Source organism: Streptomyces sp. NPDC053750, from assembly GCF_044544295.1.
In the GTDB taxonomy this organism is placed as follows: Bacteria; Actinomycetota; Actinomycetes; order Streptomycetales; family Streptomycetaceae; genus Streptomyces.
This window is the reverse complement of sequence record NZ_JBITXB010000001.1, coordinates 447029-459347: the sequence shown is the minus strand read 5'-3', so window position 1 is coordinate 459347 and position 12319 is coordinate 447029. Positions and strand designations below refer to the sequence as shown.

The following is a 12319-nucleotide window of genomic DNA, read 5'->3' as shown; positions in this document are numbered from 1 at the left end:
GCGTCAGCGCTTGTCGATCAGCTTCCAGGCGGTGGGCAGCACGCCCATCGCCAGGGCGGCCTTCAGCGCGTCGCCGATCAGGAACGGAGTGAGGCCGGCCGCGATCGCGGCGGTGAGGGACATGTCGGCGGCGACGGCCAGGTACGGGACGCCGACGGCGTAGATGATCGCCTCGCCCAGCAGCATCGTGCCGGCCGTGCGCAGCGTCGAGCGGTCGCCGCCGCGGCGGGCGAGGGCGCCCACGACGGTGGCGGCGAGCAGCATGCCGAGGACGTAGCCGAAGGACGGGGCGCCGGTGCCGGAGCCGCCCTCCGCGAACCACGGCACGCCGGCCATGCCGACCAGCGCGTACAGCGCGAGCGAGAGCAGGCCGCGACGCGCGCCGAGGGTGGTGCCGACGAGCAGCGCCGCGAAGGTCTGGCCCGTCACCGGCACCGGGGAGCCCGGCACGGGCACCGCGATCTGGGCGGCGACGCCGGTGAGCACGGCACCGCCGGCCACGAGTGCGACGTCCCGGACCCGGGACGAGGGGATGAGGTCGGCGAGGACCTGCCCGGAGCGGCGGGCGGGGACGGCAGCGGTGCTCATGGGGACTCCGCGGTGGTGTGGACATGTCGGGACTCCGCGACGCTATCCCAGCGGGCCGGAGCCGATCACCAGCAGCGCTCGACAAAGGCTGGAACGGGGGCTTGGTGGGCTCCCGACAAAGGCGCGGGATACACGCGCTTCCACGTGAGACCGGTCACTGAGGCGGGGAGGCGAGCGTCACCCGGCAGTACAGTGGGCTAATCGGATGATCACCTTCCGTATCTGATGATCACCTTCCGTGTCTGGGGCGTCCGGATCGTGGGCAACCGCTGTCGCCGGCCGGCGCGACCCCGGAAACTGTGGGCGTTTTTGCCCTGCCCCCGTCCCCCACGCATTGGACGAGCCGCCCCATGTCCAACAGCACCACCGACAGCACCCCCACCAAGGCTCCGCCGCAGACGGACGACGCCTCCCTCTCCCACGGCCTCAAGCAGCGCCACCTGTCGATGATCGCCCTCGGCGGCGTGATCGGCGCCGGGCTGTTCGTCGGCTCCGGGGCCGGCATCGCCGCCGCGGGACCCTCGATCGTCGTCGCCTACACCCTCTCCGGTCTCCTCGTGATGCTGGTGATGCGGATGCTGGGCGAGATGTCGGCCGCCTATCCCTCCTCGGGGTCCTTCTCCGCGCACGCCGAGCGGGCGATCGGCCCCTGGGCCGGCTTCACCGCGGGCTGGGCGTTCTGGGTGCTGCTGTGCACGGCCGTCGGCCTGGAGGGCATCGGCGCCGCGGCGATCGTCCACGGCTGGCTGCCGGGCACGCCCGAGTGGGTGTGGGTGGCGCTGTTCATGGTGGTGTTCTGCGGGACGAACCTGGCCGCCGTGAAGAACTTCGGCGAGTTCGAGTTCTGGTTCGCCGCACTCAAGGTCGGCGCGATCACCCTGTTCCTGGTGCTGGGCGTGCTGGCGATCGCCGGCGTCCTCCCGGGCACCGACTCCCCCGGCACCTCGCACCTGAGCGACTTCCTGCCCAACGGCGGCAACGGTCTGATCATCGGCCTGCTCGCCTCGGTGTTCGCCTACGGCGGCCTGGAGACGGTGACCATCGCGGCGGCCGAGTCGGAGAACCCGGTCAAGGGCGTCGCGAGCGCCGTCCGCACGGCGATGTGGCGGATCGCGCTGTTCTACATCGGCTCGATGGCGGTCATCGTCACCCTGGTCCCCTGGGACTCCAAGGAGGTCGTCGAGAAAGGCCCGTACGTCGCCGCCCTCGACGAGCTCGGCATCCCGGGCGCCGGTCAGCTCATGAACGTCGTCGTGCTGGTCGCCCTGCTGAGCGCGATGAACGCCAACATCTACGGCGCCTCCCGCATCGGCTACTCGCTGGTGGAGCGCGGCCAGGGCCCGAAGGTGCTGGGCCGGGTGTCGGGCGGGGTGCCGCGGATCGCCGTACTGGTCTCCTCCCTCTTCGGCTTCGGCTGCGTGCTGCTCAGCTACTGGCGGCCGGACGACGTGTTCGCCTGGCTGCTGAACATGATCGGCGCGGTCATCCTGGTCGTCTGGATCTTCATCGCCGTCTCCCAGCTGCGGCTGCGCCGCCGTCTGGAGCGGGAGGCGCCCGAGAAGCTGGTCGTGCGCATGTGGGGCTTCCCGTGGCTGACGTGGGTGGCGCTGGCCGGCATGGCCGCGGTCTTCGTCCTGATGGCCCGCGAGCCGGACACACGGGTGCAGCTGTACTCGACGGGCGCGATGACGCTGGCCCTGGCGGCCGTCGGCTACGCCTGGCAGCGGCGGCGGGCGCGCGGCTGACGCCCGCCCGGACACGCAGAGGGGCCCCCGCACGGATTCGTCTCCGTGCGGGGGCCCCTTCGCGTGCGGGGCGTGGCCGGGCCCGCCCCAGCCACGTCGCGGCACTCGGCCCCGCCGGGCCGAAGCCCGACGGGGCCGAGAGGAGCCTGCCCCCGAATCGACCGACAGGGTCACCGGCCGGTTCCCGGGGGAGCTCAGGGCGTACGGCGGCAGTGGTTACCGCGCCGAGTACCCGAAGTAGTCGCCGACGGCCGGAAGTCCGCCCTGGCCCGGCTGGTACGTGGTCGCGGGCCTGCTCGTACCGCCCGGTACGGCGTTCGGGAAGGGCAGGACGTGCAGGGCTCCGGTGGCGGTGGGCCCGTAGGGCATGCCGGCGTAGAGGTTCCGCGGCGTGAAGTGGATGCTGGTGCCCAGCTTGTCGCCCTCGCCCGGGGCTCCGGGGATGCCGTCGCCGTCGCCGGCCTCGATCCACAGGTCGTTGGCGCCCGCCGCGCCCATCAGCGAGAAGGTGTGGATGGCGCCGGCGTCGGTGACGCCCGCGAGATCCTCACCGGGGGTGCCCACGGCAACCTTCAGAGTGGCGGCCGAACCGACCTCGCGGGGCGCGGTGTTGACCGCGCTGAGGGACGCGCCCGTGCTGTCACCGGCCTCGATCGTGCCGGAGCGGTCGTCGGTCGCGGAACCCTGGTTGAGCGCGTGCAGGTAGTCCCAGGTGCCGTCGGCCGCGATGTGCACGAGCATGACGTTGCCCGCGCCGGCCTGCTGCGCGGCGCCGGTCTCGGCGGCAAGGGCCTCGCCGGGCGAGCCGATCGCGAGGATCGAGTCGGTGGCCGTGGCCGCACCGGACGGGCGGTAGGCGACCAGCGCGAGGGCCTGGCCGAACTTGTCACCGGCCTCGGCGCCACCGCTGATCTTCTCGTTGTCCTGGTCCATGCCCGTGACCACGGTGGGCCGTCCGTCGGCGCCCAGCTTGTGGCTGAACACGGCCAGGTTGCCGGCGTTCGCGTTGCCGCCGATGGCGTCACCGGGAGCGCCGATGGCGATGAAGTTGGAGTCGCCCGTGACGGAGGTGCCGAAGGCGTCGTTGGCCTCGGCCGCGCCGGGGACGTTGCCCGTGTCCTGGTTGACGCTGACGTTGGTGTCGCCGTGCACGTAGAAGGCACCGCCCGCCTTGGCGAGCGAGCCGAGCGCCTCGCCCGGCGTGCCGATCAGGACCCAGGGCTTGCCCTCGGCGGTGGTGCCCGCCTCGAGGGCGGCGCCCATCCGGTCGCCGTCCTCGGGCGCGGAGGCGGCGATGGAGCCGTTGCCGGCGCCCTGTTCGAAGTGGCGGGCGGCCGGGCCGCTGCCGAGGCCGTTCTTGCCCCCGAACAGGATGTCGACGAAGCCGGCGTCGACCGCGCTGCCGACGTTCTCCTCGGACGCGGAGACGACGAGGTCGGTGTAGCCGTCCTCGTTGTAGTCGACGGTCGCGAGGTGGTTGCCGAAGTGGTCCCCGGCCTCGGCGCCGCCGGGCACCCAGTCGAGGTCCTGGGTGATCTCGGCGGTGCCCTTGCCGCCGCCGTGGACGACACGGACGAGACCCGCGGTGGTGTGGCCGCCGACCGTGGCCATCGGGTCGCCGATGGCGATGTCCTCGACGGCGTCGCCGTTGAAGTCGACGATGCGGGTGGCACCGGCCTTCTCGCCGATCCAGGAGGCGAGGTCGTCGACGCGCGCGATGACACCGCCGGTGGAGGTCTGGGTCTCGTCGACGCCGAGACAGCCGCCCTGGAAGGACTGGCTGTTGAGGCCGACGAGCTTGCCGCCGGAGACGACCGGGCCACCGGTGTCGCCCATGCAGGCGGCCGCGCCGTCCTTGCCGGTGACACCCGCGGAGGTGGCCGCGGTGGAGTCGACCGTGTAGGTGCCGGTGTGCAGCTGGAGCGGTGCCCATACGGTCTTCGTGCGGCCGTATCCGGCGAAGGTCAGCTCCGCACCGGCCGCGGGCGCGGTGGTGGCGAGCTGGGCCGGGGTCACGTTGGTGACCGGCCGGTTGAGGCGGGCCAGGACCACATCGCGATCCGTGCGCGGCACGATCTCGACGACGCGGCGCTCGGCGCCCTGCGTGCCGGACGGGTCGGAGCGGCCGATGAGGGCGGTGGTCGCCTTGGCGGGGGCACCGGCCGGGACGGCGAGCGAGGCGGCCGGGTCCTCGGCGAAGCAGCTGGCCGCGGTGAGCAGCCATTCGGCGTCGACGAGTACGGCGGAGCAGCCGCGGTCGTGGGCGCCGATGGTGATCTTCGCGGTGTAGGCGTGGGTGGTGTCCGAGTCCGCGACCGGTGTGCCGCCGGTGACGGCGACGGCGGGTGCCGCGCTCAGCGCGAGCGACCCGGCGGCCAGGACCGCGCCGAGCGCGGCCAGACGGGGACGTCTGATGGAAGACATACGAGTGGTTTCCTCAATCACGGTGCAGCACCGGCTAGTTGGTGACGCGGATCTCGACCAGGACGTGCTCGCGGCCGTCGACGGACTCGCCGACGCCCTTCCACGTGTCCGCGGGGATGTCGTACTCGACCTGGTCCCCCTCGGCGGTCATCTCCAGGTGGGTGTTGGTGGAGTCGTCCGTCTTCACCCCGTGCACCGCGGGCAGTTCGAGGGTCAGGAAGCCCTCGTCGGCGGTGACCTCGAAGCAGACGTCCTCGTGGTCGCGCGCGAGGAACTGCAGGAGGTTGTCCCCGCCGGCGCAGTCGGCGAGCACGATGTGGCCGTCGCCGCGCTTGAGGACGACGTTCTGCTCGGCCAGGACCTTGTCGGCGTCCGGGTAGTTGTAGTCCTCGACGGCGTAGCCGGGCGCGGCCCCGGCCACGGCCTCGGTGGAGGACTCGGCGGCACCCGCGCCGCCCTGGGCGAGCACGGCCCATGCCAGGGCGCCGGCGGTGGCCGCGGCGCCCAGAATGCGCACGAATGCGCTGCGTGACTTCATCACATTCCTAGAATCTCGACAGTTCTTCGGGTTCAAGTTCGCTATCGAAGCGGGCAATTGGCGAGCGCGTCCAATTCCTAAAACGGATAGAAATCGGGCAACCGGTGAGTATGGATCGTGATCCGTGTCACGCCCGAAAATGGTTGTAGCGATCTTCATAACGACTTCGCAATGGCTCGCAATGCGGCCCGCCGGGAGGCGTCCGGGAAGAAAAGGCAAGGGCGCGGAGGAAAACTCCGCGTCCTTGCCCGCCCTGCGCCGTCAGGCCGCTCAGCTCGTCTTGTCGAGCTCCTGCGTGACCGGGCCGTCCGGATCGGACTGGAAGTACAGCGTGTCCTGATCGTCTACATAGAGCTGGATCCCGCCGGTCTCGCCGAGCCCGCCGTCCTCCACCACCAGGTACACGAAATCGCTCGAAGTGCCCGGATCCTCATAGTCCCAGCTTCCGCTGAAATCGACCGGATCCGCGCCCTCGCTCGTCCTCACACCGGTGGCCGAGAACGTGCCGTCCGCCGAGAGCTCGACCCGCCCGCCGTCGTCGTCGCGGTAGACACCGGGCAGGTCCTCCGGGTCGACCGCCCCCGAGCACCCCGAGACGAGCACCGCGGAGGCGGCAAGCACGGCGAAGAGCCACCGTCCACCTGTCCTCCTGCGGATCAAGGGCCCAGCGTAACGTTGAACTCGATCACCTGGGTCTTGGGCGACATCGGCCCCTCGTCACCGACGACCTTGTCGATGAACGCACCCACGGTGTCGCTCCACAAGTCCGTGTACCCGATGACCGGCGGGTGCGTCGCCGACTCGATGTCCGATTCGTTGTACGCGGTGTAGCGCCAGGTGACCGATCCGTCCGCGTTCTCCCGGATGGGGGTCATACGGACCTGGTGGGAGCCCAGGAACGTGTACGCGAGGTTGCCGGTGAGCCCGGCCGTGGTGAGCGTGCCGTAGTCCGTGAGGTACTTGCCCACCCCGTCGACACCGCTGAGCGTGTAGTCGTACATGTAGGTGTGGCCCAACTTGTACTCCCCGGTCCGCTGCAACTCCCTGAGGAAGTACTCGAGCGTCCCCTTCGTGTGCGCGTGCTCGCGGTAGAGGCGGGTGAACTCGTCGTTCGGGCCGAAGCACTGCGACCTGGGGCCGCTACCGGTGAGCCAGCTCCATCCCAGCTCCCACGGGTTGGTGTTGTTGCGGTGCTCGATCGGGTCGCCGAACGGCGTCAGGCAGCTCTCGGCGCCGTCGGGCAGGCCGGTCTTGCCGTCGATCGGCACCTTCGAGTTGTCGATCGCGTCCTGGATCGCCTGCCGGATCGCGGCCTGGACGACCTCGACCCACGCCTCGGTCGCGGCAATGGCCGCCTCGGCGAAGGACTTGCCGGCCGCGAGCTCGGCCTGCCGGGCGCGCGTGGCGGAGGCCTGCGCGTCCGCGGCATAGGACGCGGCCGTCTCGGCGGAGCGCACGGCCCGGTTCGCCGCGTCCCGCGCCACACTGCTCGCCTTACGGGCCTCAGCGGCGGCGTTGGCGGCGGTCTGCGCGGACTGCGCGGCGGCCGCGGCGGAGGCTTCGGCGGCCTCCGCGTTCTGCCGGGCCTCCTCGGCGGAAGCCTTGGCGTCCTTCGCCCAGCCCTCGGCCTTGCTGGCCCAGTCGGTCGCCTCCTGGGCGGCCTGGCGTGCGATGGCCGCGGCCTCGGAGGCGCGCGCCGCGTCCTCGAGAGCGTCCTGGGCGATCTTGGCCGCCCGCGCGATCGCCGCACGGATCGCGCTGATGTGCGTGGCGTGGTCGTGGTCGATGCGCGCGAACTCGTGCTGCGTCGTGCCGATGAACTGGCGCAGCATGTGCGTATCGCCCTCGAGGGCGACCTTCGCCGCGGCCTGTACGTACGGGCCGCCGCTCACCAGGAGCGTGGTCGCCGCCACCTTGTCGTCCTCGTGGACGGCCGCGGCGCGCTCCACGTGCAGGAAGGTGTGCAGCGCCTCGGCGGAGCCGTCCGCCAGGGCCGCCTCGGCGGCACGCCGTACGGCGGTACCGGTGGAGGAGTCCGCGAGGAGCGTGGTGATCTCGACCTCGTTGTCGTCCCTGGCCGCCTCGACCGCGCCCTTCTCCAGGAAGGTCCTGATGGTGCCGGCGTCCTCGGTCTGCAGCGCCGCCGCGGCTGCCGTGGCCACGTTCTGCGTGGAGATCGCTGCGGTGGCCGCGACGAACTCCGCGTTGTCCTGCTGCAGGGCGATGAGCCGGTCGGCCTCGATCCAGCGCAGTACGTCCTCGTCCACACCGGCCAGCGCGTACGCGGCGGCCTCCCGGGTCCACGTGCCCGACCCGTCGAGCAGCTGGACGGCGGCCTGCCGCCCCTTGCTCACGGCCTCCCCGGTCCGGCCGTCCTTGAGCGCCGCCTCCATCGCGGTGATCAGCGCGACGAGTTCCTCGGACAGCCGCGCCTCCTGCGTACGCTCCCGGTTGGCACGCTCCAGACGGTCGGTCTCCTCGCGCCGCTGCTGCTTGGCGACCTCGATCGCTTCCTCGGTCTCCTCGTTCAGCCGGGCGATCTCGGCCTCACGGGCCTCCTGCTCGACCTCCCGCGCCTCGGTGACGGCGTCGTACGCCTTGTTCGCGGCTTCCACGGCGGCGTTCGCGGCGGCGGTGGAGCGGTTGGCGTAGTCCACGGCCTTGCCGGCGTTCCGGGCCGCTTCCTCGGCGGCATCGGCCGCCTTCTCCGCATGGTTGGCCGCGCTGTCGGCGGCCGCGGACGCGGTACGCGCGGCGGCGGCCGACCTGCGGGACAGGGTCGAGGCCCGGCTCGCGGCCGCCGTGGCCCGGCCGGCGGCGGCCTCCGCGATGGCGGCCTGGCGCTGCGCCTCGGCGGCCTGGGACTGCGCGGCACCGGCGGACACGGCGGCGTCGGCCGAAGCGCGCGCGGCGGCGGCCGAGTTGACCGCGGCACCCGCGGCGGCGTTGCCCGCGGCCTCGGCCGCGTCGGAGGCGAGGGCCGCGAGCTTGGCCTTGGCGGCCACGGTGCGCACCCAGTCGACCATGAGCCGCGCGGCCTGCGCCGCCTGGTTGGCGGCCTCCGCCATGTTCGCGTTCTTGGAGGCGCTGATCGCGGCACTGTAGGCACGCGATGCGGCGCGCCCGGCAGCGGCGGCGGCTGCCGCGGCGGCGTTCGCGGCGGACACCGAACGACGGGCCGCGGCCTGCGCGGTACGCGAGGCGGACACCGCGGTGGATGCGGCAGCCGCGGCGCCCTGGGCGGCCCGCGCCGCCTTGTTCGCGGCCCTGGCCGAGCGCTGCACGTCCTGCTCGGCGGCCTGCGCCTCGGCCTTCGCCTCAAGCGCCGCCGCCTTGGCCTTCTCGGCGGCCTGGACTGCCTGCTCGGAGAGCTCGACCGCTTCGTCGGTCTTGCGCTCGGCGATCCGCCCCTCCGACTCCACGATCTTGACCAGCTGCTGGATCTCCGCCGACTCCTCGTCCCGCGCCCGGGCGATGTACTGCCCCGTCGTCAGGAACCACTGGATGGCCCGCGGCGATCCGTCGTCGAGCGCCCGCTCCGCGTACTCCCGCACCTGCGGCGAGGCGGTCACGAGGATGGAGGTCACCTGGACCCGCTGGTCCTCATGGTTCGCGTCGTACTGCCCGGTGGCGAGGAAGGCCCGCAGCGCGAAGTCCGTACCGGTCGCGAGCGCCTCGGAGGACTCACGCTTCACGGCCCTGCCGCCGTGCGCGTTGACCGTGGTCACGGCCACTTCCAGGTCCTCGTGCACCGCCGACTCGAAACCACCCTGCAGATAGGCGGCGACCGCCGCGTCCCCGCCGGACAACGCCTGCCCGATCCCGGCACGCGTCGCCTTGCCCGCGGTGACCAGGGCCTCGGTGAGCGTGAACCGGTTGTCCTCGGCCGTGGCCGCGGGCAGCCTCTCGCCGAGGAACGTGGCCACGTCGTCCGCGCTGCCCACGAGTGCCGCCGCCGCGGCCGCGCGCACCGCGCGGCCGCCGGTCCGGTACGCCTGCACGACCTTGCCGCGGTCGGTGTCGGGCAGCCCTGTACCGCCGTCGGCCGCCGGCGTGTCGGCCGCGTACACGGGCCGGGACCCGAACATCCCCAGGGGCAGCGCCGTCCCCGCCGCGATACCGCCGAAAATGGCCAGTGACTGGCGTCTGCTGAATATCCGTCGTGATTGTGACACCACGACTCCCTTCTCGGTCACGAGGGGAAATCTCGCCGCCCCCTGCGGTACAAGCCCCTTATCGAAGCCCGCGCCCGGTGGACTCGTCCAATGCAGAAACCGGGCAGAACTCGGCTAAGCTTCGGGAATCCTTCGTGAACTGCGTCACACTCCGAAAGGGTTGTGGCGTTCTTGGTAACGAATTGATAGAGGACCGAATTCACTCGACCTTCGCCGACCGGATGCAATTGAACCTTCCGGGCATCGCGACATGACGCTGTCGGTCAATTCGGGTGCAGGCCGGTTCCCGGCCCCGCCGGGGACGCGACCCGCCGAGGACGCGACCCGCCCCACCCCACGGACCCTCGAAGCGTCCGCGACGGCACGCCCGGCCACCCCTTGGACACCTCTCGGCACCCTCTTGCTGCTAGCGTGCACTTGCAAGCCTTTTGCAATAAGAGGTCGGAGGGGATCCGCCATGCCCGTCTACACACTTCCTGAACTGCCGTACGACTACTCCGCGCTGGCCCCCGTGATCAGCCCCGAGATCATCGAGCTGCACCACGACAAGCACCACGCGGCCTACGTGAAGGGCGCCAACGACACGCTGGAGCAGCTCGCCGAGGCGCGGGACAAGGAGACGTGGGGCTCGATCAACGGCCTGGAGAAGAACCTGGCCTTCCACCTCTCCGGGCACATCCTGCACTCGATCTACTGGCACAACATGACCGGTGACGGCGGCGGCGAGCCGCTGGCCGCCGACGGCGTGGGCGACCTCGCCGACGCGATCACCGAGTCCTTCGGCTCCTTCGCCGGTTTCAAGGCGCAGCTCACCAAGGCCGCCGCGACCACGCAGGGCTCCGGCTGGGGTGTGCTGGCGTACGAGCCGCTGAGCGGGCGGCTGATCGTCGAGCAGATCTACGACCACCAGGGCAACGTGGGCCAGGGTTCGACCCCGATCCTGGTCTTCGACGCCTGGGAGCACGCCTTCTACCTCCAGTACAAGAACCAGAAGGTCGACTTCATCGACGCCATGTGGGCCGTCGTCAACTGGCAGGACGTGGCGAAGCGTTACGAGGCCGCCAAGTCCCGCGCGGACGTGTTGCTGCTGGCGCCGTGAGGCGTGCCTGAAGCGTCCTGCCTCGTGATCGTCTTCTCACCCTTCACGGCGGCAGGCGGAATGAGGGAAGCCCCCGCGAGGACGTGACTCGCGGGGGCTTCCTGTATGCCGCTGGGCGCCTCAGGGCTTGCGGGCGAGGCCTCCGTGCTGGCCGATGGGCCGCGGCTCCGTGCCGTCGGGGGCCGGGTCCGGGCGCCACAGCGGGACGGACACCACGCCGGGGTCGACGAGGTCGAGCCCTTCGAAGTAGGCCTCGATCTGCTCCACCGGGCGCAGGAAGTAGGGGACGGCGCCGGTCTCGTTGTAGCCGTCCTGGGCCGCCTCGTAGTCCGGGTCGGTGCCGCGGGAGCCGTCGTTGACGCAGAGGTGGCTGCCGGAGGGCAGGCCGGCCATCAGGCGGCGGACCAGGTCACGGGCCCGGTCGTGGTCGGCGACGTGGCCGAGGATGCCGCTGAGGATGAGGGCGGTGGGGCGGGTCAGGTCGAGGGTGCGGCCCGCGGCCTCCAGGATGCGCTCCGGCTCGAACAGGCTCATGTCCTCGTAGGCGGTGGCGCCCTCGGGGCTGGAGGTGAGCAGGGCGCGGGCGTGCGCGAGGACCAGCGGGTCGTTGTCGACGTAGACGATCCGTGCCTCGGGGGCGTGCCGCTGGGCCACCTCGTGGGTGTTGTCGACGGTCGGCAGTCCGGTGCCGACGTCCAGGAACTGGCGTACCCCGGCCTCCCGCACCAGGTACCGGATGCTGCGGCCGAGGAAGGCGCGGCTGCTGCGGGCGATGGTGACGATGCCGGGGAAGACCGCGGTGTAGGCGTCGCCGGCCGCCTCGTCCACGGGGTAGTTGTCCTTGCCGCCCAGCCAGTAGTTCCAGATCCGGGCCGAGTGCGGCACCGAGGTGTCGATCTCCGTCATGGGGTGGGACTCGCCTCCAGGGTCGGTGTTCGACACATGGTGCTACGTCCGGGCGGGGCGTGCGGCACAACTGCGGCGACGGCGGGCTTCCCGGGATGTGGAGGAAGCCCGCCGCCGAGTGGTGCCGCCGGAGCGGTCCTACAGGTTGCTGAAGTCCGGCCCCTTGGTACGGGTGCGCTTGATCTCGTAGAAGCCGGGGACGGAGGCGACCGCGAGGGTGCCGTCCCAGAGCTTGGCGGCGTCCTCGCCCTTGGGGGCGGGGGTGACGACCGGGCCGAAGAACGCGATCTGCTCGCCGTCGGCGCCGGGGACGGCGATGACCGGGGTGCCGACCTCCTGGCCGACCTTGTCGATGCCCTCCTTGTGGGAGGCGCGCAGCTGGGGCTCGTAGGGGGTGTCGTCCCAGTGGTCCATGAGGGACTCGGGCAGGCCCACGTCCTTCAGGGCGGCGGCGACCGTCTCCTTCTCCGGGCCCTCGCCCTGGTTGTGGAAGCGGGTGCCGAGCGCGGTGTAGAGGTCGCCGAGGACGTCGGCGCCGTGCTCCTCCTGGGCCGCGATGACGACGCGGACCGGGCCCCATGCCTTGGTCTCGAGCATCTCCCGGTACTCCTCGGGCAGCTCGTCGATCTTGTCCTCGTTGAGGACCGCGAGGCTCATCACGTGCCAGCGGACCTCGATGTCCCGGACCTTCTCCACCTCCAGGACCCAGCGGGAGGTCATCCAGGCCCACGGGCACAGCGGGTCGAACCAGAAGTCGACGGGGGTCTTCTCCGACATGTCTCTCCTCAGGAGGCAACAGGGCCGAGCTTTTCTCCTGGCAACCGGCCGCACGCCGTGGCCATTC

General features: G+C 71.6%; 9 protein-coding genes. 2 read left to right on the top strand and 7 right to left on the bottom strand.

Features of this window, described 5'->3' with window-relative positions:
• Positions 1 to 3 precede the first annotated feature (3 nt).
• Positions 4 to 588 (bottom strand): biotin transporter BioY, encoded by a 585-nt coding sequence (locus tag ACIGO6_RS01965; protein ID WP_399870006.1) that lies wholly within the window; start codon positions 586 to 588, stop codon positions 4 to 6.
• 350 nt (positions 589 to 938) lie between these two features.
• Between ACIGO6_RS01965 and ACIGO6_RS01960 the strand changes: the two genes are divergently transcribed.
• On the top strand, positions 939 to 2333 hold the full coding sequence (locus ACIGO6_RS01960; protein ID WP_399870004.1) for an amino acid permease: 1395 nt from the start codon (positions 939 to 941) through the stop codon (positions 2331 to 2333).
• A 216-nt stretch (positions 2334 to 2549) separates the two neighbouring features.
• On the opposite strand, the gene ACIGO6_RS01955 is transcribed toward ACIGO6_RS01960, so the two are convergent.
• From ACIGO6_RS01955 to ACIGO6_RS01940, 4 genes are all read right to left on the bottom strand, one after another.
• A complete protein-coding gene (locus ACIGO6_RS01955; RefSeq protein WP_399870002.1) occupies positions 2550 to 4757 on the bottom strand; it encodes a S1 family peptidase in 2208 nt (735 codons plus the stop codon).
• A 34-nt stretch (positions 4758 to 4791) separates the two neighbouring features.
• Entirely contained in the window at positions 4792 to 5295 is a 504-nt protein-coding gene (locus ACIGO6_RS01950) for a hypothetical protein (protein ID WP_399870000.1), read from the bottom strand.
• Positions 5296 to 5565: 270 nt separating this feature from the next.
• Entirely contained in the window at positions 5566 to 5955 is a 390-nt protein-coding gene (locus tag ACIGO6_RS01945) for a hypothetical protein (protein WP_399869998.1), read from the bottom strand.
• Entirely contained in the window at positions 5952 to 9470 is a 3519-nt protein-coding gene (locus ACIGO6_RS01940; protein ID WP_399869997.1) for a hypothetical protein, read from the bottom strand. The genes ACIGO6_RS01945 and ACIGO6_RS01940 overlap by 4 nt, the downstream gene beginning before the upstream one ends.
• A gap of 457 nt (positions 9471 to 9927) precedes the next feature.
• Between ACIGO6_RS01940 and ACIGO6_RS01935 the strand changes: the two genes are divergently transcribed.
• A complete protein-coding gene (locus ACIGO6_RS01935) occupies positions 9928 to 10569 on the top strand; it encodes a superoxide dismutase (protein ID WP_399869995.1) in 642 nt (213 codons plus the stop codon).
• Between the two features lie 120 nt (positions 10570 to 10689).
• On the opposite strand, the gene ACIGO6_RS01930 is transcribed toward ACIGO6_RS01935, so the two are convergent.
• Both ACIGO6_RS01930 and ACIGO6_RS01925 read right to left on the bottom strand, forming a co-directional pair.
• Complete coding sequence (locus ACIGO6_RS01930) at positions 10690 to 11475, bottom strand: SAM-dependent methyltransferase (RefSeq protein ID WP_399869993.1); 786 nt, start codon at positions 11473 to 11475, stop codon at positions 10690 to 10692.
• Positions 11476 to 11613: 138 nt separating this feature from the next.
• Positions 11614 to 12252 (bottom strand): DsbA family protein, encoded by a 639-nt coding sequence (locus tag ACIGO6_RS01925; protein WP_399869991.1) that lies wholly within the window; start codon positions 12250 to 12252, stop codon positions 11614 to 11616.
• Positions 12253 to 12319 lie beyond the last annotated feature (67 nt).

Bases quoted from the DNA above. Each gene is read 5' to 3' on its own strand.
- ACIGO6_RS01950 (WP_399870000.1), bottom strand. From the start codon at position 5,295: ATGAAGTCACGCAGCGCATTCGTGCGCATTCTGGGCGCCGCGGCCACC.
- ACIGO6_RS01960 (WP_399870004.1), top strand. From the start codon at position 939: ATGTCCAACAGCACCACCGACAGCACCCCCACCAAGGCTCCGCCGCAG.
- ACIGO6_RS01955 (WP_399870002.1), bottom strand. From the start codon at position 4,757: ATGTCTTCCATCAGACGTCCCCGTCTGGCCGCGCTCGGCGCGGTCCTG.
- ACIGO6_RS01930 (WP_399869993.1), bottom strand. From the start codon at position 11,475: ATGACGGAGATCGACACCTCGGTGCCGCACTCGGCCCGGATCTGGAAC.
- ACIGO6_RS01965 (WP_399870006.1), bottom strand. From the start codon at position 588: ATGAGCACCGCTGCCGTCCCCGCCCGCCGCTCCGGGCAGGTCCTCGCC.
- ACIGO6_RS01935 (WP_399869995.1), top strand. From the start codon at position 9,928: ATGCCCGTCTACACACTTCCTGAACTGCCGTACGACTACTCCGCGCTG.
- ACIGO6_RS01925 (WP_399869991.1), bottom strand. From the start codon at position 12,252: ATGTCGGAGAAGACCCCCGTCGACTTCTGGTTCGACCCGCTGTGCCCG.